The sequence below is a fragment of the Prauserella rugosa genome, from assembly GCF_000719975.1.
GTDB lineage: Bacteria > Actinomycetota > Actinomycetes > Mycobacteriales > Pseudonocardiaceae > Prauserella > Prauserella rugosa.
Genome location: NZ_JOIJ01000006.1, coordinates 261784 through 283749, shown reverse-complemented (window position 1 = coordinate 283749; position 21966 = coordinate 261784). Strand labels below are relative to the sequence as shown.

The 21966-nt window shown below is 66.2% G+C and carries 18 protein-coding genes; 13 read left to right on the top strand and 5 right to left on the bottom strand.

The window, feature by feature from the left end:
* Positions 1-153: 153 nt before the first annotated feature.
* Entirely contained in the window at positions 154-873 is a 720-nt protein-coding gene (locus IF64_RS0111440) for a GntR family transcriptional regulator (protein ID WP_030532051.1), read from the bottom strand.
* Between the two features lie 188 nt (positions 874-1061).
* On the opposite strand from IF64_RS0111440, the gene IF64_RS0111435 reads away from it, so the two are divergent.
* The 10 genes from IF64_RS0111435 (at position 1062) to IF64_RS0111390 (ending at position 11976) form a co-directional block, all read left to right on the top strand.
* Positions 1062-2135 carry an LLM class flavin-dependent oxidoreductase gene (locus IF64_RS0111435; protein WP_030532050.1) on the top strand — a complete coding sequence of 358 codons (1074 nt, stop codon included), beginning with the start codon at positions 1062-1064 and terminating at the stop codon, positions 2133-2135.
* Between the two features lie 19 nt (positions 2136-2154).
* Entirely contained in the window at positions 2155-2778 is a 624-nt protein-coding gene (locus IF64_RS0111430) for a cysteine hydrolase family protein (RefSeq protein ID WP_030532049.1), read from the top strand.
* 62 nt (positions 2779-2840) lie between these two features.
* Positions 2841-3641: a 2-keto-4-pentenoate hydratase gene (locus IF64_RS0111425; protein ID WP_030532048.1), complete on the top strand. Its 801-nt coding sequence runs from the start codon at positions 2841-2843 to the stop codon at positions 3639-3641.
* A gap of 113 nt (positions 3642-3754) precedes the next feature.
* A complete protein-coding gene (locus tag IF64_RS0111420) occupies positions 3755-5557 on the top strand; it encodes an FAD-dependent monooxygenase (RefSeq protein WP_051757740.1) in 1803 nt (600 codons plus the stop codon).
* The gene (locus IF64_RS0111415; RefSeq protein ID WP_030532046.1) at positions 5554-6441 is read left to right on the top strand and encodes an alpha/beta fold hydrolase; all 888 of its coding nucleotides are present in this window, start codon (positions 5554-5556) and stop codon (positions 6439-6441) included. Before IF64_RS0111420 ends, IF64_RS0111415 begins: the two co-directional genes overlap by 4 nt.
* Positions 6438-7379, top strand: a complete 942-nt coding sequence (locus IF64_RS0111410; protein ID WP_030532045.1) for a 3-carboxyethylcatechol 2,3-dioxygenase — start codon at positions 6438-6440, stop codon at positions 7377-7379. The genes IF64_RS0111415 and IF64_RS0111410 overlap by 4 nt, the downstream gene beginning before the upstream one ends.
* A 31-nt stretch (positions 7380-7410) precedes the next feature.
* Positions 7411-8358 (top strand): acetaldehyde dehydrogenase (acetylating), encoded by a 948-nt coding sequence (locus tag IF64_RS0111405; RefSeq protein WP_030532044.1) that lies wholly within the window; start codon positions 7411-7413, stop codon positions 8356-8358.
* Positions 8355-9362, top strand: a complete 1008-nt coding sequence (dmpG, locus tag IF64_RS0111400; protein ID WP_030532043.1) for a 4-hydroxy-2-oxovalerate aldolase — start codon at positions 8355-8357, stop codon at positions 9360-9362. The genes IF64_RS0111405 and dmpG overlap by 4 nt, the downstream gene beginning before the upstream one ends.
* A gap of 54 nt (positions 9363-9416) precedes the next feature.
* Positions 9417-10532, top strand: coding sequence for an alcohol dehydrogenase catalytic domain-containing protein (locus tag IF64_RS0111395; RefSeq protein WP_030532042.1), 1116 nt, complete (start codon positions 9417-9419; stop codon positions 10530-10532).
* Positions 10533-10578: 46 nt separating this feature from the next.
* The gene (locus tag IF64_RS0111390) at positions 10579-11976 is read left to right on the top strand and encodes an MFS transporter (protein WP_084705796.1); all 1398 of its coding nucleotides are present in this window, start codon (positions 10579-10581) and stop codon (positions 11974-11976) included.
* A 446-nt stretch (positions 11977-12422) separates the two neighbouring features.
* Here the strand turns inward: IF64_RS0111390 and IF64_RS0111385 are convergent, their stop codons facing one another.
* From IF64_RS0111385 to IF64_RS0111365, 4 genes are all read right to left on the bottom strand, one after another.
* Positions 12423-12938, bottom strand: coding sequence for a flavin reductase family protein (locus IF64_RS0111385; protein ID WP_030532040.1), 516 nt, complete (start codon positions 12936-12938; stop codon positions 12423-12425).
* Entirely contained in the window at positions 12935-14230 is a 1296-nt protein-coding gene (locus IF64_RS0111380) for a styrene monooxygenase/indole monooxygenase family protein (RefSeq protein ID WP_030532039.1), read from the bottom strand. Before IF64_RS0111380 ends, IF64_RS0111385 begins: the two co-directional genes overlap by 4 nt.
* A 124-nt stretch (positions 14231-14354) precedes the next feature.
* Positions 14355-16673 carry an ATP-binding protein gene (locus IF64_RS0111375; RefSeq protein WP_030532038.1) on the bottom strand — a complete coding sequence of 773 codons (2319 nt, stop codon included), beginning with the start codon at positions 16671-16673 and terminating at the stop codon, positions 14355-14357.
* A gap of 557 nt (positions 16674-17230) precedes the next feature.
* Entirely contained in the window at positions 17231-17908 is a 678-nt protein-coding gene (locus IF64_RS0111365; protein ID WP_036876289.1) for a GntR family transcriptional regulator, read from the bottom strand.
* Positions 17909-18021: 113 nt separating this feature from the next.
* Here IF64_RS0111365 and IF64_RS0111360 point away from each other — a divergent pair, with 113 nt between their 5' ends.
* Genes IF64_RS0111360 through hpaE form a run of 3 tightly spaced genes read left to right on the top strand, consistent with a single transcriptional unit; the run spans position 18022 to position 21964 of the window.
* Positions 18022-19518, top strand: coding sequence for a fumarylacetoacetate hydrolase family protein (locus IF64_RS0111360; protein ID WP_030532035.1), 1497 nt, complete (start codon positions 18022-18024; stop codon positions 19516-19518).
* Positions 19515-20474, top strand: coding sequence for a 4-hydroxy-tetrahydrodipicolinate synthase (gene dapA / locus IF64_RS0111355; RefSeq protein WP_030532034.1), 960 nt, complete (start codon positions 19515-19517; stop codon positions 20472-20474). The genes IF64_RS0111360 and dapA overlap by 4 nt, the downstream gene beginning before the upstream one ends.
* Positions 20471-21964, top strand: a complete 1494-nt coding sequence (gene hpaE, locus IF64_RS0111350) for a 5-carboxymethyl-2-hydroxymuconate semialdehyde dehydrogenase (protein ID WP_030532033.1) — start codon at positions 20471-20473, stop codon at positions 21962-21964. The genes dapA and hpaE overlap by 4 nt, the downstream gene beginning before the upstream one ends.
* Positions 21965-21966 lie beyond the last annotated feature (2 nt).

The following is a 21966-nucleotide window of genomic DNA, read 5'->3' as shown; positions in this document are numbered from 1 at the left end:
CCACAACTCATCAGGAACCAACCGCCACGACAACGCATCAACCACAATGGACGATCATCCCGGACGACGGGTCAAGATCCAAACGAGACACGCTCTTAGCCCCGGAATGGTCTGCCCTGGGCTGGTTGGTGGTGTCGGCGTCAGCGCGACGTGTTAGGAGGCGTCCACGTTCTCGGCTGCGCGGGCCTCGTTGTGGATGACGTCGACAGTGGTGACGATGTGTCGTTCCATCTCGCGGCGCGCGCATTCCGGGTCCTGGGCGTGAATGGCTTCTCGAATCTGTTCGTGGTCGGCGTGCCGACCGTCGAGCGCGCTGCTCAGGGGTTGGGGGATTCCGGTGGTGTTGATGAGAAAGTCCGACAGGTCCCAGAGGCGGCGGCTGGTTTCGGCCGCGATCTGTGAGTGTGCCATGGCGTGGATGGCGTGGTGGAACTCGCGGTTCAACACGCGGTAGCCACGGGAGCGCTTGCCGGGGTCGGCGTCCGCTCGCAGTGCATCGACCCGGTCGGAGATCGAGTCGAGCTCCTCGAGTTGTGCGTTGGTTCGCCGTTGTGCGGCCATTCCGGCGATGGTTCCTTCGAACCCGCCGAACATGACGTAGAAGTCGGCTACCTCGCGCAGGTGGTAGGTCATCACGCGGGAGCCGACCTGCGGGACGATCTCGACCATGCCGTCGCCTGCAAGGCGGCGTAGAGCTTCCATCACGGGCTGCTTGCTGATGCCGAATTCGACGCGCAGCGCTTCGGCCGACAGTCGCTCACCGGCGGCGTAGGTGCCCTCCATGAGCCTGTCCTTGAGCTGGTCGTAGACGGCGTTGTTGAGGCGACTGCCCGACTTGCGTAGGGCAGAACCGGCTGCTTCGGGGAGATCCACGGCGCCAGCGTAGCCGCTCCGTACCTCCGTCGACGGAACTGGCATGTCAGTCACCTCTTGTGTCCGCGAACCCCGGCTCGTACTGTGATGCTAACACGCTAGCATTCCAGTATTCTTCTGATGGAGCATGCCGGTCGCCCGGGATGCTGTGATCGCACGAAGAACTCGGAGCCGCAAAGGAGCAGCTGATGGAGTTCTGCATTGGCACCTGCGCCAAGATCGACAACGTCGACCTGGCGAAACAGGCGGAGGACGCCGGCGCGAGTCACTTCGGTGTCGGTGAGGGGCCTCTGCTCTTCAGTGATCCGTATCAGTATCTGGCGTTGGCGGCGCAGCAGACGTCGTCGATCAAGCTGGGGACGTGGGTCACCAATCCGTTGACCCGTATTCCACCGGTGACTGCGAACTCCATCGCGACGTTGAACGCACTGGCGCCAGCGCGCACGTTCTTGGGGATCGGCACGGCGAACAACGCTCTTCGGTCCATGGGTAGTCGTCCCGCGAAGATGTCGGAAATGGATTCGGCGTTGGAGACGATTCGTGGTCTGCTCGCCGGGGAGCGGGTGTCGCATCAGTGGTTGGGGCAAGACCGTGAGATCGAGTTCCTTGATTCGAACGGGATCTGGTACAACCTGGCGGATCCGGTCGAGGTGTGGATGTCGGCAGGCGGCCCGAAGGGGCTCGCGCTCGCCGCGCGGCATGCCGATTACATGACCTATTGCCTCGGCCCGAAGCCGGACATGATCGGCGTGGTACGCCGGGAGTTGGACAAGGCCGTCGCCGATGCAGGACGTCCGCCCGGTTCGGTCAAGCTCGTGGCACTGTCCTGGTTCTATCAGCTGCGTCCAGGGCAGGACTGGGAGTGCGGAATCGATGAGGGATTTGGTTCGGGACCCATCAGCTCCTGTATCACCAACGCGGGGTTCATGCGCGAGCACGTCGACGAGCTCGGTGAGGGCATCGTCAACGCCTCGACGGAGGCGGCCATGGCCTACCTCGGCGACCCCGCAGCGGAGGACGCTCCGCATCACCTGGATGTCTGGGCGAAGTACCTGCGCGGGCTGGATCCCGCTCACCGCCCGCTGATCACCAAGGAGCTGGTCGACTACTGGTGTCTGTATGGCACGCCGGACCAGTTACGGGAAAAGACTCAGCTGATGCTCGACTCGGGGTGCGACATGGTCAGTGTCTTCCTGTCGAACCCCTTCACCGCTTCACGCGACATCGCCGACATCGGCTCCTCCATCCTCGCCGACGCCTGACAGGAAGGACTGTCTCCAAATGGTTTCAATCGATCCCGGCCGCACCGCGGTTGTGGCCGTGCACCTGCAGAACGACATCGTCGGCGCCGACGGTGCATTCGCGCAGTTCTTCCGCGCCGAGGTCGAGCGCACGAATGTGCTCGACACAGCGCGTCGCGTGTTGGACGGCGCACGCCGAGCGGGCACGAAGGTTGTGTACACCCGGGTGGCGTTCCGGCCTGGTTACCCGGATCTCGTCGCGAACTCACCTCTGCTCGGCATGGTCGCGCAGGTCGGATGTCTCATTGACGGCAGAGTCGGCGCAGACCTCGCACCCGAAACCGCGCCGCACGATGGCGACGTCGTCGTGACCCATCAGCGCGTGACCGGCTTCCACGCCAGCGAACTCGACGTTGTGTTGCGCGGAGCCGGTGTCGACACCGTCGTGCTGCTGGGAGTCGCCACGAACGTGTCGGTGGAGGGCACTGCCCGCGCGGCCTCCGACCTGGGCTACCGCACCCTCGTCGTATCCGACGCCTGCTCGGCCGGATCCGAGACCGCGCACGCTGCCTCCCTGGAGTCGCTGGGACTGCTCACCGAGGTGGTCACCGCCGACGAAGTCCTCGGTGCGATGACTGCGCAGTCCGCTGCCGCGCCCGTGTGATACCGAACAGTCGTCCATGGGCGGCGCCAGGCGCGGCGGGCTCACGGACATGGAGAACAATCATGACCCACATTGACTCGACGAGGATCGAGAACGCCGCGGCCAGGCTCGACCAGGCGCGGCGTCACCGAATCCCGTGCGCCCCGGTACGCGACCTGCTGCCAAGTCGTGACCCCGCCACCGGCTACGCAGTACAGCAGGTTCTGACCGCGTCCCGAATTGCAGGCGGAGCGCACCCGGTCGGGCACAAGATCGGCCTGACTGCCCCGTCCGTGCAGCAACAGCTCGGTGTCGACCAACCCGACTTCGGCGTGCTGTTCGACGACATGGTGTGCCTTCAGGGGCAGGTCATCGACAGTCGTCGGCTCCTGCAGCCGCGCATCGAGGCCGAGGTAGCGTTCGTGCTCTCCGGTGACCTGGACGGCCCGCTCGATGAAACGACCGTTCGCAAGGCCGCGGGCGATATGGTGGCCGCGCTCGAGATCGTCGACAGCCGCGTGGCCGACTGGGACATCACCATCGTCGACACCGTCGCCGACAACGCCTCCAGTGGACTGTTCGTCCTCGGCGCGGAGCGCATTCCGTTGCGAGATCAGGACCTGCGGACGATCGAGATGACGATGACCGACGCGCGTGGTCAACGCCTCAGCAGTGGCACCGGCTCCGCGTGCCTGGGCGACCCGGTGGCGGCACTGTGCTGGCTGGCACGGACCAAACAGGAGCTCGGTGAGCCGCTCCGGGCCGGCGACGTCGTGCTGTCCGGAGCGCTCGGCCCGATGGTCCCGGTCGTGCCGGGCGAGACCTACACGGCCACGATCACCGGCATCGGTCGCGTGGTGGCGGAGTTCGCGGCCAGGCGCTAGTCCGAGAAATGCGGAGACGGGTCTTGTGTCAGCTGTACTGAAATACTAGCATTTCAGTACAGCCAGCGGCGAGCGGACGCTCACGCCGCGCTCGATTCTTGGAGAAATGTGTCATGGATGCCCCAAATCTCCCTGAGCCCCAGTTCGTGCCGTTCTGCCGGGACGATCAGGGTTTTGACACCGACGTCGTCGTGGTCGGCCTCGGTCCTGCCGGAGGTACGGCCGCTCTGGCGCTGGCGACTTACGGCGTGCGCGTGCATGCGGTGTCGATGTTTCCCTGGGTGGCGAACTCCCCGCGAGCGCATATCACCAACCAGCGCGCGGTCGAGGTGCTGCGCGATCTCGGTGTCGAACAGGAAGCACGCAAGTACGCCACACCGTGGGAGCAAATGGGCGATACGCTGTTCACCACCAGTCTCGCGGGCGAGGAGATCATTCGCTTGCAGACCTGGGGCACCGGTGATCGGCGGTACGGCGACTACCTGCAAGGCAGCCCGTGCACGATGCTGGATGTGCCGCAGCCCTTGATGGAGCCCGTACTCATCAAGAATGCCGCTGAACGCGGCGCGGTCATCAGTTTCCACACCGAGTATCTGGACCACCAGCAGGACGAGTCCGGTGTCACCGTGCGATTCCGGGATGTGCGCAGTGGGTACGTGTTCGAGCAACGGGCGCGCTATCTCCTGGCGTTCGACGGGGCACGGTCGCGCGTGGCCGAGCAGATCGGGCTGCCCTTCGAGGGTGAGCTGGCGCGCGCCGGAACGGCATACGTCCTCTTCAATGCGGACTTGAGCCGGTACGTGGAACACCGCCCGAGCATTCTGCACTGGATCTTCAATTCGAAGGCCGGCTTCGGCGAGATCGGCATGGGCTTGTTGCGGGCGATCAAGCCCTGGCATCAATGGATCGCCGGGTGGGGCTTCGACATGGCCGACGGCGAGCCGGATCTGTCCGAGGACGTCGTGCTCGAACAGATCAGAACGCTCGTCGGTGACCCCGACCTGGACGCGGAGATCGTGTCCAGGTCGTGTTGGTACGTCAATCAGCAGTACGCAACGAGCTACCAGTCGGGGCGTGTGTTCTGCGGAGGCGACGCGGTCCACCGGCATCCGCCGTCCAGCGGGCTCGGCTCGAACACCTCGATCCAGGACGCGCACAACCTGGCATGGAAGGTCGCCTACGTGGTGCAGGGGCACGCCGGCCCGGGTCTGCTGGATTCGTACACCCCGGAGCGCATGCCGGTGGGCAAACAGGTGGTGGCCAGGGCGAACCAGTCACGCAAGGACTACGCGGGCCTGCGCGAGTGGTTCGCCGGTGACAGCGACGACCCGGTTCGGGACGGTCTGGTGAAACTGAAGGAAGCGAGCTCCGAGGGCGTCGCGCTTCGCGAGCGGTTGTATGAGGCCCTGGAACTGAAGAACACGGAGTTCAACGCGCACGGCGTCGAGCTGAACCAGCGATACACATCTGATGCGGTGATCCCTGACTCGGCCGCCGGTCCTGAGCGGTGGGAGCGTGATCCGGAGCTGTACCTGCAGGCCACCACGCGGCCTGGAGCCAAGCTGCCGCACGCGTGGCTGGTCGGTCGTGACGGTAAGCGGGTCTCGACCTTGGACCTCGTGGGCGGTGGCCGGATGACGCTACTGACCGGTCTCAGTGGCCAGGCGTGGAAGAACGCCGCGACGAAACTCGACCTCCCCTTCCTGCGCACGATCGTCGTCGGTGAGGACGGAGTGCTCGACCCGTACGGGTACTGGCGGGCCGTCCGGGAGGTCGACGAAGCGGGCGCGATTCTCGTGCGCCCCGACGGCTACGTCGCGTGGCGGCGGTCGGCGTCCGTCTGGGACGACGCGCTCGCGTTGCACGAACTGGAAAACGCGCTCTCCGCAGTGCTGAACAAGGGAGTACCTCGATGACAACCCGTCCGTACACCAGTGTCTGGGACGACCTCAATCAGGTCGAGTTCAGCCAAGGGTTTCTGCAGGCAGGGCCGTACCGCACGCGCTACCTGCACGCCGGCGACACATCCAAGCCGGTTCTGCTGCTATTGCACGGAATCACCGGGCATGCCGAAGCCTACGTGCGCAACCTTGCGGCGCACGCGCAGCACTTCTCCGTCTGGGCGATCGACTTCATCGGGCACGGCTACTCGTCCAAACCGGACTACCCGCTGGAGATTCCGCACTACATCGATCAGGTCAACCACGTCCTGGACGCGCTGGGGGTCGACACGGCCTACTTCAGCGGCGAATCCCTGGGCGGATGGGTCACCGCGCGCTACGCGATCGAGCATCCGGAACGGGTCGAGAAGATCGTCCTGAACACACCTGGTGGAACTCGGGCCGATCCGAAGGTCATGGAACGGCTCTACACCCTCTCGATGGAAGCTGCGAAGGACCCTTCGTGGGAGCGGGTCAAGGCCCGTTTGGAATGGTTGATGGCCGACCCGTCGATGGTCACCGACGACCTCATCCGCACCCGACAGGCGATCTTCCAGCAGCCGGACTGGCCCAAGGCCTGTGAGATGAACATGGCGCTGCAGGACCTGGAAATCCGTCAACGGAACATGCTCTCCGATGACGACCTGCGGGCCATCGGGGCCGAAGCACTGGTCATCTGGACCACCAAGGATCCCTCCGGCCCGGTCGAGGAAGGGAAGCGGATCGCGTCCCTGATCCCGAACGGACAGCTGGCCGTGATGGAGAACTGCGGGCACTGGCCCCAGTACGAGGACACCCCGACCTTCAATCGGCTCCATCTGGACTTCCTGCTGGGCTGCGGGAACGGGGGTACGGCATGAGCCTGGCGCTCGTGGCCACCAGCCACAGCCCGTTGCTCCATCACGTCGAGCTCGCTCCGGACGTGTCAGCTGAACTGGAAAACGCGTTCGAGCAGGCACGGACGTTCGTGCGCGAGTTCGACCCCGACATTGTGGTGAACTTCGGGCCGGATCACTACAACGGCTTCTTCTACCGGCTGATGCCGCCGTTCTGTATCGGCTACTCGGCCGAGAGTATCGGTGACTACGGCAGCCAAGCCGGACGGCTCGACGTGCCCGAGGAACTCGCGCGTGAACTGGCCGAGTACGTGTTGGATAAGGGCATCGACCTGGCCGTGTCGTTGGACATGCAGGTCGACCACGGCGCGGTACAGCCGATGGAGATCCTCTACGGCGACATCACCGCGAAACCGCTCGTCCCGGTGTTTCTGAATTCGGTCGCGCCCCCGTTCACGCCGCTCAGCCGGGTGCGGCTGCTGGGCGAAGCCATCGGCCGTTTCCTGGCCACGCGAGACGAGAAAGTCCTGCTGATTGCCTCCGGGGGACTCTCGCACGACCCGCCGGTACCACGGCTGGCCACCGCGACACCCGACCAGCGAAGCATGCTACTCGGCGACGGCGGACCGCTTTCCCCCGATGCACGCGCCGCAAGACAACAACGCGTGATCGATGCCGCGCGGGAGTTCGCTGCCGGCACCGCCACGATCCAGGATCTCGCGCCGGAGTGGGACAAGGAGCTGCTGCGAATCCTCGCCTCCGGCGATCTTTCGCCGCTTGATGCGTGGACCCCGGAGGAGATGACCCGCACCGCCGGCAACTCCTCCCACGAGGTCCGCACCTGGATAGCAGCCTACGCCGCCCTCGGCGCCGCAGGACCGTACGCGGTCCAGTACAGCTACTACCGCCCGATCCGCGAGCTCATCGCCGGATTCGGGTTGACGACGGCACTGCCGGCGTGAGCGCCGACCACGCCTGCTGAGGAGCACTGCCATGACGAAAACCAAGGTCGCCATCATCGGATCGGGAAACATCGGATCCGACCTGATGATGAAGATCATCCGGCTGTCGGACACGCTGGAGATGGGTGCCATGGTCGGCATCGACCGAGATTCTGACGGCCTCGCCCGCGCCGCGCGCCTGGGCATCGCAACGACAGCGGACGGTATTGACGGCCTGCTCGCGTTGCCCGAGTTTGCCGAGGTCGCGATCGTGTTCGACGCGACCTCGGCGACGGCACATCGGGCGAACGCGGCGAAGCTCCGGCCCCACGGCAAAACCGTCGTCGATCTCACCCCGGCCGCATTGGGACCGTTCGTCGTGCCGGCGGTCAATCTCGAGCAGCACCGCGATTCGGGCAACGTCAACATGGTGACGTGCGGCGGGCAGGCCACGGTTCCCGTCGTCGCGGCCCTCTCCCGAGTGACGCCGGTCCGGTACGCCGAGATCGTGGCGTCGATCGCATCGAGGTCGGCAGGTCCCGGAACCCGCGCGAACATTGACGAATTCACCGAGACGACGGCCAAGGCCATCGAAGTGGTCGGCGGTGCGGAACGCGGTAAGGCGATCATCGTGCTCAATCCCGCCGAGCCGCCGATGATCATGCGGGACACGGTGCTGGCTCTCGTCGACGATGCGGATCCCGACGCCCTTCGTGCGAGCGTACGCACCATGGTCGGGGACGTCGCGCGCTACGTCCCCGGATACCGGCTCAAGCAGGACGTGCAGATCCATGCGGTCGACGAGGACGAACCTCTTGACACTCTGATCCCCCCGGGACGTGGCCGTCCGACGTGGAAAGTGTCCGTGTTCCTCGAGATCGAGGGCGCAGCCCACTACCTACCGGCCTACGCCGGCAATCTCGACATCATGACGTCGGCGGCGCTGCGCACAGGAGAACTGCTCGCCGAGCGTGACATCACCGCGGAGGTCGCTCGATGAGCCCGCTCTACATTCAGGACGTCACCTTGCGCGATGGCATGCACGCCATTCGCCACCGCCTCGCCCCGGAGCGGGTGAGCGCCATCGCAGCGGCGCTCGATCGCGCCGGCGTCGACGCGATCGAGGTCTCACACGGTGACGGGCTCGCCGGGTCGAGTTTGACGTACGGCCCGGGCAGTAACACCGACGGCGAGTGGATCAGCGCCGCCGCCGATGTCGTACGCAACGCGAAGCTGACCACCCTGTTGTTGCCCGGCATCGGCACTGTGGATGACCTCCGTAAAGCCCGCGACCTGGGAGTGCGGTCCGTGCGGGTAGCGACCCACGCCACGGAAGCCGACATCGCAACCCAGCACATCGCCACAGCTCGCGAGCTCGGGATGGACGTGTCCGGCTTTCTGATGATGTCGCACATGGCTGCGCCTGTCGCGCTCGCCGCACAGGCCAAGCAGATGCAAGATGCCGGCGCGCATTGCGTGTATGTCACAGACTCCGGCGGCAGACTCACGATGACCGGCGTGCGCGACCGCATCCGTGCCTACCGCGATGTCCTCGAACGCGAAACCCAGATCGGGATCCACGCCCACGAAAATCTCTCCCTGTCGGTGGCCAACAGCGTCGTCGCCGTCGAGGAAGGCGTCACGAGAATCGACGCGTCTCTCGCCGGACAGGGAGCCGGAGCCGGCAACTGCCCGATCGAGGCATTCATCGCCACTGCGGACCTGCACGGCTGGCAACACGGCTGCGACCTGTTCGCGCTCCAAGATGCCGCCGACGACCTCGTCCGCCCCTGGCAGGACCGGCCGGTACGGGTCGACCGCGAAACCCTGACGCTCGGCTACGCCGGCGTCTACTCCAGCTTCCTGCGGCACGCCGAACGCGCCGCTACGGAGTATGGACTGGATACACGCGACATCCTCGTCGAAGTCGGCCGCCGCGGACTCGTCGGAGGCCAGGAAGACATGATCGTCGACGTCGCGCTGGACCTCGCCAACCGGAACTGACCGGAATCGCAATACAGCTCTTCTTTCCGCCACACCGTCGTGACAGGAGAACCCATGCAGACCATGCTCGCCGCCCGCCTCCACGCCATCGGCGAACCCATGGAACTCGAACAGGTTCCGGTTCCCGAACCGAGGTCGACCGATGTGGTCGTCGCGGTCAAAGCCTGCAATATCGTGCCCAACCTGAAGAACGTGCTGGCAACGTACGCCGAGTGGTTTCCCTACCTGCCGCTGCCCAAGCTGCCCGCCGTCTTCGGACTCGACGCGGCCGGAGTGGTCACCGAAGTAGGGGAACAGGTCACTGGTGTCTCCGTGGGCGACCGCGTCTACGTCAACCCCGGACTCTCCTGCGGCGGCTGCCGGGCGTGCCGGCGCGGCGAGGACCAGAACTGCGACGACTACACCTTCATGGGGTACTTCGCCTTCGGGCCGGGCGGACAGCGACTCTTCGACGCCTACCCCTACGGCGGCCTTGCCGAGTACCTCACCGCACCACAACAGAACCTGGTGAAACTGCCCGACACCGTCAGTTTCGAAGCGGGTGCGCGCTTCGGATACCTCGGCACGTCCTACTCCGCACTTCGTAAAGCTGGAGCAGGGCCGGGCCGTACCGTGCTGATCGACGGCATCAGCGGAACTCTCGGTCTGGGAGCCTGTCTCAACGCGGTCGCGCTCGGGGCGACGAGGATCCTCGGCACGGGTCGGAACGCGGCTCTGCTCGACGATGTCAAAGCGATAGCCCCGGATAGGATCGACGTCCTACCCGCGGGCACCGCAGACGTCCGGGACTGGGCGCGCGAACACAACGACGGCGACGGCGTCGACATCGTCATCGACGCTCTCGGGCCGGGCGCTCCAGCCGAGTCGTTCCTGCATGCGGTCTCGGCTCTGAGGCGAGGCGGAGTCGCGGTCGACATCGGGGGCATGATGGAACGCCCCCAGCTCGATCTGTTCGCCATGATGTGCGCCCAACAAAGCGTGCTCGGAAGCCTGTGGTTCTCGACCGGAGAAGCTCAGGAGATGGCCGAGCTCGCGGGCACCGGAGCCCTGGACCTGTCCGTGTTCGAGCATCACGTCTTCCCGTTGGAAGAGATCAACGACGCCCTCGACGAAGGGCTCCCCGCACGGCACGGCGGCTTCACCAACTTCATCGCCGCACCGCAATCCTGACGAGTACGGCCGCTCCAGTTCGCAACACAGCCCGTTGTTTCCTCCAATGCTGAAGGGACACGCCATGTCCGAAGAACCTCTGGCTCGCGCGGATTCCGATCTCACGCGGCCGGCGGCATCCGAAACACCGGTCCGGAAAGTCGCAGCCGCCTGCTTGGCCGGCACCACCATCGAGTTCTACGACTTCTTCATCTACGGCACCGCCGCGGCGCTGGTGTTCCCGAAACTGTTCTTCCCCGAAGCGAGTCCGTTCATCGGCACACTGCTCGCTTTCGCCAGCTTCGGAGTCGGCTTCGTGGCACGCCCCGCGGGTGGCGTCATCTTCGGACACTTCGGTGACCGCGTCGGCCGGAAGAAGATGCTCGTGCTCTCCATGATGATCATGGGACTGTCGACCGTTGCCATCGGCTTGCTGCCCACTCACGCCGCGGCAGGCATGCTCGCCCCGACCTTGCTGGTCGTGTTGCGCCTCGTGCAAGGTGTGGCCGTCGGCGGTGAGTGGGGTGGCGCCGTACTGATGGCCGTCGAACACTCATCACCGGGTCGGCGCGGCTTCTACGGCAGCTGGCCACAAGCCGGAGCACCCTTGGGCACACTCCTTGCGACGGGAGCGTTCTTCCTCGTCTCGCTCCTTCCCGACGAGCAGTTCATGAGCTTCGGATGGCGCATCCCGTTTCTCGCCAGCGCGGTCCTGATCGCCGTGGGCCTCGTGGTCCGATTACGAGTGTCGGAAAGCCCGGCGTTCCAAGCAGTACAGGTCGAGAAGAAGCAGACGCGTGCTCCGATCGTCACCGTACTGCGTGAGAATCCACGACAGGTGCTGCTCGTGGCCGGTGCCTTCCTCGTCCAGAGCACAGTGGCGTACATCTTCATCTCTTACCTCGCCACCTACGGAACGGCCGTGGTCGAAGCGTCGCGGTCCACGGTACTCGGCGTCATCATGGCCTCGGCGATCGTCAGCACAGTGCTCCACATCCTCGCCGGTGCCTTGTCCGACCGCTACGGACGCAAACCCGTCTATCTGGCCGGGGTGATCGGGATGGGAGTGCTGATCTTTCCTGCGTTCGCACTGTTCGAGACCGGGAGTTTCCGGCTGATGCTGGCCGGCCACATGCTGATCTTCGGCTTGGCGCTCAGCCTGGCCGGTGGCCCGACTGCGGCGATGTTCTCGGAAATGTTCCGGACACAGGTGCGCTATAGCGGTGCATCGGTGGGGTACCAGCTTGCCGGTGTGTTCGGTGCGGCGTTGAGCCCGATCGTCGCCACGACCCTGTTCGAACTCACCCAGTCCGGATACGTCATCGCGGGCTACGTCGCCGCTATGGCGGTGATCTCGTTCATCGCGGTCGTGCTCATACCGGAGTCTCGACACACCGACCTGATTGCCAACCGCGACGGGAACAAGCTCCCCGGTAGCCACGAACGGATCAGTACGGTGCGGTAGCTACATGGTCGCCAGTCGCCCAAGGCTCGGGACCGGTCGCCCACGCTCGGGCAGCCGGTCCCGAGAACTGCGCTACAGATCGGAGCTTGTGAGGCCGGCGATGCTGCACGCTTTCCGTACGGGTGGCGCCTTGTCCATGGTTCTGTCCATGAACTGGTTCCGAACGGTGCCTCGGGTGCGACGATGCGGCCGACGGTTCGCTGCTCCACCTACGTTATCGACTCCTGACGGGTGATTTGGCGGCCTCATAATCCTTTGGCCGTCGGTTCAAGTCCGACCCCGCACACCCTTCTGACCTGCATGTTAACTCGGTCGCCCAGCTGGGTTTCGACCTTTGGGCGCGGGTTTGGCTCAGGAGTGGTCGCTCCGGGTATGGCTCGCATCCGTTCCGGAGGTCGCCAGCGCGGTCGCATCGCTGGTTTCGCGTGTGTGGGTTCCTCTCGCGATCAGCCGATGGTGGGCTGGTCGAGCCAGAGATGGTCGCCCCGTAGGAAGACCAGGGGCTCGCGGTGGAAGTTGTTGTAGCGCATGACTTCCCCGACGAGCAGGACGTGGTCCCCGCTGGGGATCTGATGTGCGATACGAGTTTCGAACCGCGCGGCGCACCCGTCGAGCAGGGGCGCACCGCCCAGGCCTTCAGTGACTGTCAGGCCGTCGAACTTGTCGTCGGCCGGTTTGGCGAAGCGCCGGGATAGGTCTTCCTGGTGCCAGGCGAGCACGTTCACGGCGAAGTGTCTCGCGTCGTGGAACACGGACAGGCTTGGTGAGTCGGTTCGCAGCGCCCACAGCACGAGAGGCGGGTCGAGCGAGACCGAGGCGAACGAGTTCGCGGTGACCCCGACCCGGGTGCTGGCGTGCGCGGCGGTCATGACCGTGATGCCGGTGGGGAAGCAGCCGAGCGCGCGCCGATAATGCCGCGGGTCGTCTGCCGGGAGCAGCGGCCGTTCCTCGAGAGTCGTCATCCCTTCCCTCCCGCCGCACTCAGGTCGGCGCGCCCGCGCAGTCGCAACTCGTGGCGTGCGCGTGCCTCCGCGAGGTACCGCGTGGTCAATTCCGGGTCGTAGAAGAAGCTCTCCAGGTCGGAGGGGTCATTGAAGGCGTTGGCGAAGCGGTGGGCGACTTCCGGCACCTGCGTCGCGGTGGCGAGCAGCTCCATCGCGTGCTCGGGCGGGGCGGAGCCCGGGTTGTTGAAGGCCAGCATCGTGTTCGTGAACTTCGTGGGGTACTGGGCCTGGTCCCAGAACCGGTCGAAGGTGGCCTGCATCCAGGTCTCGTCGAACGGTTGTGAGCCACGGTCGAGGATCAGCCGATGCATGACCTCGGCGTGCGTACTCGCGTTGTTGGCGCCCTGACCGCAACACGGGTCGTTGAGCACGAGGACATCAGCCATGCCGACCACCTTCCGGCCGGATGGCAGCAGGGCGATCGGCTCACGCACCAGCGGGGGCACGGCTCCGCACAACCATCCGTTCGGGTCCGAGATGTGGGCCTCGGTGTAGCGCGCCATTTCCCAGGGGAAGAAGTCGGCGAACGTGCGTTTCGTCAGCTCCAGCATCTCCTCGGCCGTAGTGGCCTGGGACCAGCGATCCATGGGGCCGCCGGGCAGAGCCTCCATCACCCAGGTGACGGCTGGTCCGGCGGCGGTGAGCATCGGGATTCCGAACGCCTCACCGACCCCGGGCCGGATGTTGTAGGAGACGCCGTCGGGTGCCGGGTGCTCGGTGTTGATGAGCGAGATCATGCCGATCGAGCGTTGCGGGCGCTGATAGGTCGTCCGTGTCTGGTCGACAGAGAAGATCTTGGCGATCTCGCCCTTGCCTGCGGCGACGATTGTGAGGTCGTTGACCGCCGCGATCTCGTCGAGACCTGCCAGGTCGACCGCACCGTAGACGATCTTGCCCCCGCGACCGGCGAATGCCTCGAGCCAGGTGCTGAACTTCAACCGCTGGTCGACCGACTGCCCGTACTGGGCGAACCGGCCGGTGAACTCGACGGCGAGGTGACCCTCGGGGTCGGTGAGCTTGGCATCCGTCTGTTCGATCAGCGGCGGCTCGCCGTCCCAGAAACAGATATCGAGAGCGCGCTCGCGAGCGACCGCACGTCCGAAGAGGCCGTTGCTCGAAGGCAGGCGGCCGGCGGCGATCTGCTCCGGAGTGCGGTCGGAGTACACCGTGACCTCATAGCCGTCGCTGAGCAAGCCGAACGCGAGCTGCAGCCCACCTTGGCCGGCACCGATGATGGCGATCGAACGCACGTCTACCTCCTTGTAGGTGTGGATCCGCATTGCGGATCGCGTCTGTTCACAAGGATGTGACGCCGTTCAGGTCAGGAGATCCGGGGAACCACGTGGGTGGACCACGTGGTTCGTTCGGAACCGGTCACGTGGCGGGTTCGCGGGTGGTCGCCCACACCGCGATCTCGGCGCGTGATCGGAAACCGAGCTTGGCGAGAATGTGCTCGACATGCCCTTCGACGGTGCGGTGGGACAAGACGAGCCGGGCGGCGATGTCCCGGTTGCTGAGGCCCTTGCCGACCAGTGCCGCGACCTCGCGCTCGCGCCGGGTCAGGGTTATCGGTTCCGGCGAGGCTGGTGCGACGTCCGCGTCATCGCTGTAGGTGCGGGCGAGAATGTCGAGATAGGTACACACCTGGGCGTAGTTGAAACCTGCGGCTTCCCGATGCGCTTGCTGGAACTTCGCGGCGCCCAGCGCTGCGCGGGCCCGCGCAGCGGCCTGGCCGCGGAGGTTGGCGAGTTGCGGACCGAAAGCCTGTAGGTCGGTTCCGACCTTGCGCCACGCCGTCTCGGCCAGGCCCAGGAGTGTGGCGCCCTCATGATGGCGGCCTGCTGCCACCGAGGCGACAGCGAGTACCTCGAACACGAGTGCGATCCCAAGCTGGTTGTCCAGCGGCATGCTCAATTCGAGGCTCTGACATCCGGCTGTGATCGCATCCTCGAGCCGGCCCTCGGCCACGGCGACGTGCGCGCGGGTCCACAGTGCGTAGGAGTGGGCCCAGTCGTCGCCGATGGTGGTGCTGCCGGCCACCGCTTCGTCGCACAGCCGGTGCGCTTCGGTCGGGTTACCGAGCAACGCGTGGGTCAGTGCGAGCTGGAACAGCGACATGAGCAGGCCTTCAGCCGAACCTTCCGTGCGGTGCCCGGCCGCCGCCGCGGTGAAGTGCTCCACGGCGGCGTCGAGATCGCCTTGGAACAGGGCAAGCGATCCCTGCCAGGTGGCGCAGAAGCTGCGGGTGTGCGGGTCCGCGGCGGCCTTGAGGCTCGCGCATTCGTCCAGGCGGTCTCGTGTCGCGTCCTGGTCGCCCTGCAGGAGGGCAACCCAGGCGCAGGACCACAACGCCTCCACGCGTTCCGGGCACGCCGTGGTGTGAGCGGCGAGCGCCTGTTCCAGACGCCGCCGGCCTTCCTGCAAGTGGCCGCCCATCACCCACAGAATCCGTAATCGGGCGGCGAGTGCCAGAGCGTTCCGTTGCGCCTGCTTGTCATCGTCACCGCCGAACGAGTCGAGCGCCGTGCCGAAGTTGGGCAGTTCGGTCGTCAAATGCGCGAGGTGACGTGCTTGGTCCGGGCCCCAGAACGCGGCGCCGGCCCGGTTGGCCAGCTCGAGGAAGTGCTCGCGGTGGCGGTGTCGCAGCGTCTGCTCCTCGCCTCTGGCGTGTAGCCGTTCCCGGCCGTACTCGCTGATCGACTCCAGCATCCGATACCGCAGTCCACAGGGCGTCGTCTCGGTGATGAGAATGGATTTGGCGACAAGGGCATCGAGGGTATCCACCACGTCGGTGGATTCGTGGTCTGCGCAGATCGCCTCGACCGAGGCCAGATCGGTGCTCTCGGTGAACACCGACATCCGCGCCCAGAGGCGTTGCTCGTCCGGTGAACACAACTCGTGGCTCCACTCGACCAGCGCCCGGAGTGTGCGGTGTTGTGGGAGATCCGTCGGATCGCCCCCGCCGAGTATCCGGAAGCGGTCGCTGACCCGCTCGAGCAGTTCGCGAAGGGACAGCGAGCGCAAACGGGCGGCGGCGAGTTCGATGGCCAGCGGGAGCCCGTCGAGCCGCCGCACCAGTTGTGCCACCAGGTCGATGCTCTCGTCGGTCAGCCGGTAGTGGGAACTGATCGCGCTGGCGCGTTCGTCGAGCAACTGGATCGCCGGATAGCGGCTCGCGTCCTGCACCCGCAGCGCGGCGTCGGGGTCCGGGGCCGCCAGAGGGCGTACTTCGACGACGCGCTCACCGCTGATGCCCAGTGCCTGACGGCTCGCGGTCAGGAAACGCACTCCCGGCGCCATGCTCAGTACGCGGGCAACGAAGGCCTGGCAACCACTGAGGACGTGTTCACAGTTGTCCAACACGACCAGCATGTCCCGGTCCATGAGGCTGGCCACGAGGTGGTCCACGACGTTGGTCGTCGAGAATTTCATTGCCAGCGCATTGACCACTGCTTGCGCCACTTGTGCCGGGTCGGTCAGGTGAGCCAAGGACACGAACCAGGCGCCGTCCGGAACCTCGCTGTCGAGCACTCGCGCAGTCTCAACAGCCAGGCGCGTCTTGCCCACGCCCCCAGGGCCGACCAAGGACACGAGGCGACACTGTGCCAGCGACTCCCGCACGGCCGACAGTTCGTCGTCACGGCCGACGAAACTCGTCACTTGGGCGGGTACACGCCCCGCAGCCCCGCTCATTGTGTTCTCCCCGCGTCGTTGAGGGTGTAAACAGCCTATGTTCTCCCCGTCGCCAGATCGGTCTCAGCGCGCGGGGCTGTATAGCGGATGGACTCCTCGAAGGAGTCGAACCAGCGGTCCCCAGACCGCACACTCGCCAGCTGATCAGGGTGGGCCGGAAGGGTCCAGACCGTCGTTACGAGAGCCTCGTGATGCTCGTTGAGACCCCCTCTGATCGTCATCTTGAGGTCGGTCCGCAAGGATTCGACAGGCATCCCGGATACGCCCAGAACCGACAGCAGAACGCCCGGAGATTCGGGGGCCTTACCCACTGGGCCGTCGGGGGTCGGCCGCGACTCACTCATGTCCACGGTCCTCGTTGGCGTCGCCCTCCTTGCAGGACCGGCCACAGTGTGAGCCACCACATCTAACCAAGTAAAGCTCAAAAAACTAACTAAACACCGAAACTGAATTGTGGACGTGTCGGACGTGCCCTTAACGGCTGGGGACTTCGCCACCGCAGCACAGGTGAAGCGACCGGATGTGCTTCTGTCCGTCGGGCTACGGTGCGTCCCACGCTAGTCGTGGGCGTGTTGGAACGTCAGCATGGCCTCGAGCGTGGCGGTGCGGTGGCGGCGGGCGGCGAGTTCGATCTCGATGGGATCGGCCTTGTTCTCGATCAGGTCGACCAGCTCGTCGTGCTCGGCGACGGACTCGACGGCACGGCCGGGAACGAAGCTGAAGGTCGAGTTGCGCAGCATCCGTAGCCGGCTCCAACCGCGGTGCACCAGGTCGATCAGGTGCTCGTTCGGGCAGTGGAGGAACAGGGCCTTGTGGAACTCCTCGTTGAGCTCGGTGAAGCGGCGCGGGTCGAAGTGCTCGAGGCTGTCGCGCATGCGCTGGTTGATCTCGCGCGCTGTGGCCACCTCGTCGGCGGTCAACAGGGGTGCGGAAAAGCCGGTGGCGGCGCCCTCGACGACGGCGAGGGTCTGCATGGTGGTGACGTACTCGCCCTCGTCGACCAGGGCGACCTGCGCGCCGACGTTCTTCTCGTAGGTGACCAGGCCCTCGGCTTCGAGTCGGCGGACGGCCTCGCGGACCGGGACGGTACTCACGCCGAGTTCGGCGGCGAGCTGGCTGAGCACCAACCGGTAGCCGGGCGTGAAGCGGTGCGAGACGATCCGGTCGCGAAGCCACTCGTACGCCAGCTGTGACTTGCTGGTGGTCATGCCTTCGGCCGGTGCATCGCTAGTCATGAGCCCTCGTTTCGACGATCGACGTTCCATTTTGCCGGACCGTGGTCCGCGCCCGGAGATGCGTGTCCGTCTTCGGTTGTGATCAGATATGTCATCGTATACGATCCTGCGGCATGTCGTCCGATGCAGTGCGTTCTTCAGCCGACGGCCTCGCTCACCACCCGCTCGTCGGGCGGCCGGGCAAGGTCATCGCGGTGCACCTGAACTACCCGTCGCGGATAGCCCAGCGTGGACGGGCGCCGTCGAAGCCGTCGTACTTCCTCAAGCCGGTGACGTCCCTGGCGGTCACCGCCGGGAAGGTGGAACGCCCGCCCGGTGCCGAGTTGTTGGCCTTCGAGGCCGAGATCGCACTGGTCATCGGCACGACGGCCCGGCGGGTGTCGAAGGAGGAAGGCTGGAGCCACGTCGCTGCGGTGACCGCAGCGAACGACCTCGGCCTCTACGACCTCCGCGCCGCGGACAAGGGTTCGAACCTGCGGTCCAAGGGCGGCGACGGCTACACGCCGCTCGGTCCGGACCTGATCCCCGCCGACCGGTTCGACCCGGCGGCCCTGCGGGTCCGTGCCTGGGTCGGGGACCGGCTGGTCCAGGACGATTCGGCGGGCACCGTCGTCTTTCCCTTCGGCGAGCTGGTCGCCGATCTGTCCCAGTTGATCACCCTCGAACCAGGTGACGTCGTGCTCACCGGTACGCCCGCCGGTGCGTCGGTGGTCGCGCCGGGTGACGTCGTCGAGGTCGAGGTGGACGTGCCCGGCACCGAGCACACGACCGGCAGGTTGCGCACGACCGTCGTGGAAGGCACCGAGCCGCTCCCGGAGTTCAGTGCACAGCCGTCGGTCGACGACCACCAGCGCGCGGAGGCGTGGGGCAGCGCCGAGGCCGCCGGTCTGCCTGCTCCGTTCGAACTCACCGACGAACACCGGGCCAAGCTGCAGCGGGTCGCGGTGGCCACGCTGTCGGCCCAACTGCGCAAGCACGGCTACAACCAGGTGTCCATCGACGGCGTGCGGACCAACAAGCCCGGCGCCAAACTCATCGGGCGCGCTCGTACGTTGCGGTTCGTTCCGGCCAGGGAGGACCTGTTCCGCAGCCACGGCGGTGGCTACAACGCGCAGAAGCGCGCGTTCGATGCGCTGACTCCGGGCGACGTGCTGGTGGTCGAGGCGCGCGGGGAACGCGGCACCGGCACCGTCGGCGACATCCTCGCGTTGCGCGCGCAGGTGTTGGGCGCGGCGGGCATCGTCACCGACGGCGGGGTGCGGGACTACGCCGCTGTCGCCGACCTGGAGATCCCCACGTTCTCCAACGGTCCGCACCCGGCGGTGCTCGGGCGCAGGCACGTGCCGTGGGACAGCGACATCACGGTGGCCTGCGGCGGTGCGACCGTGCAGCCGGGCGACGTCATCGTCGGTGACGACGACGGTGTGCTGGTCATCCCGCCCGCCTTGCTCGACGAGGTGCTCGACGCCGCGATCGAGCAGGAGGCCGAAGAGGAGTGGATCGCCGCCAGGGTGGCCGACGGTGCCGCGGTCGACGGGCTGTATCCGCTGACCGGCGAATGGCGTCGCCGCTACGAGGCGGAGCGAACAGGACAGGAAGGAACGCAATGACGAACTGGCGCACCCGCCCCGAGCAACTGACCGGGTCGATCGCCCCGGTGATCACCCCGTTCACCGACGACGGCGCGGTGGACCACGAGTCCCTGGCCAATCTGGTGAACTGGCAGCTGAAGCAGGGCTCCGACGGGGTGTCCATCGGCGGCTCCACGGGCGAACCCAGCGCGCAGACCATCGACGAGCGCGCCGACGCGATCCGCACGGTCCTCAAGACGGTCGACGGGCGTGCGCCGGTCGTGCCGGGAACCGGATCGGCCAAGTTGGACGAGACGATCGCGCTCACCGGTGCGGCCTACGACGCGGGCGTGGACGCGGCGCTGGTCATCACCCCGTACTACGCGCGTCCCACCCAGGAGGCGCTCTACGTCTGGTACAAGACGGTGGCCGAGGAATACCCCGAGCTGCCGATCATCGCCTACAACGTGCCCAGCCGCACCGCCGTGGAGATCGCACCGGAGACGGTGGCCCGGTTGCACCGCGACGTGCCGAACTTCGTCGGCATCAAGGAGACGACCAAGGACTTCGAGCACTTCTCGCGCGTCATCAAGGCCGCAGGCCGGGATCTGCTGGTGTGGTCCGGGATCGAGCTGTTGTGTCTGCCGCTGCTGGCACTGGGCGGCACCGGTTTCGTCAGCGCCACGGCCAACATCGCACCCGCGGCGACGAAGAAGATGTACGACGCCTTCCACAGTGGACGCATGGATGAGGCGCTGGACATCCACTACGGCGTGCATCCGCTGGTCGACCTGATCTTCGTCGAGACCAACCCGGCGCCGGTCAAGTGGGTGCTGGCCCAGCGGGGCCTGATCCGCTCCGGCCATGTCCGCTCGCCGCTGATCACCCCGACCGACGCGGGCAAGGACAAGATCCGCGCCCTGCTCGACGAGGGAGCCGACTACCTGTCGCCGGTCACCGGCGCCGACACTATCGCTGGAGGGAACCGAGCATGAGCATTCAGCACGTACCGGAGAATCTGCCCAAGCGCATTCAGCACTTCATCGGCGGGGAGTTCGTCGACAGCGTCGAGGGCGGCACCTTCGGCGTCCTCGACCCCGTGTCGAACGAGACCTATCTCGAGGCCTCGGCAGGCAAACAGGCCGACATCGATCGTGCGGTGGCCGTGGCTCGCCAAGCCTTCGAGGAAGGTCCGTGGCCGGGGATGCTCCCGCGCGAGCGGGCCCGGGTGCTCTACCGGATCGCCGACATTGTCGAGACACGCAATGAACGGCTCGCCGAGCTGGAGACCTTCGACACCGGGTTGCCGATCACGCAGGCGCTCGGGCAGGCCAAGCGCGCCGCGGAGAACTTCCGGTTCTTCGCCGACCTGATCGTCGCCCAGGCCGACGACACCTACAAGGTGCCCGGCAAGCAGGTCAACTACGTCAACCGCAAGCCGAAGGGCGTCGCGGGGCTGATCACGCCGTGGAACACGCCGTTCATGCTGGAGAGCTGGAAGCTGGCCCCCGCGCTGGCTTCCGGGTGCACGGTGGTGCTCAAACCCGCTGAGTTCACGCCGCTGTCGGCCGGGTTGTGGCCGGAGATCTTCCGCGAGGCCGGGGTTCCCGACGGCGTGTTCAACCTCGTCAACGGTTTCGGGGAGGAGGCAGGGGATGCGTTGGTCAAGCACGAGGACGTGCGGCTGATCTCGTTCACCGGCGAATCCGCAACCGGCAGCCTGATCTTCGCCAATGCGGCCCCGACGCTCAAGGGACTGTCGATGGAGCTGGGCGGCAAGAGCCCGGCCGTGGTGTTCGCCGACGCCGACCTGGACGCGGCGATCGACTCGACGGTGTTCGGCGTGTTCTCGCTCAACGGGGAGCGCTGCACGGCCGGAAGCCGCATCCTGGTCGAACGTTCCGTCTACGACGAGTTCGTACGCCGGTACTCCGAGCGGGCGAAGAACATCAAGGTCGGTGATCCGCACGATCCGGCCACCGAGGTCGGCGCGCTGGTGCACCCGGAGCACTACGCGAAGGTCACCGAGTACATCGAGATCGGCAAGACCGAAGCGACGCTGGCCGCGGGCGGTGGCCGTCCGGAGGGGCTGGAAACCGGGAACTACGTGCAGCCGACCGTGTTCGTGGACGTGCCGCCGACGGCGCGCATCTTCCAGGAGGAGATCTTCGGACCGGTCGTGGCGATCACTCCGTTCGACACCGACGAGGAAGCACTGCGGCTGGCCAACGACGTCAAGTACGGACTGGCCGCCTACGTGTGGACCTCGAACCTGGAGCGGGCCCACAACTTCGGCCAGCGCATCGACGCGGGCATGGTCTGGTTGAACTCGCACAACGTCCGGGACCTGCGCACCCCGTTCGGCGGTGTGAAGGCCTCCGGCCTCGGTCACGAGGGCGGTTACCGCTCGCTGGACTTCTACTCCGACCAGCAGGCCATGCACATCTCGCTGGCTCCCGCCCACACCCCCAAGTTCGGCGCCTGAGC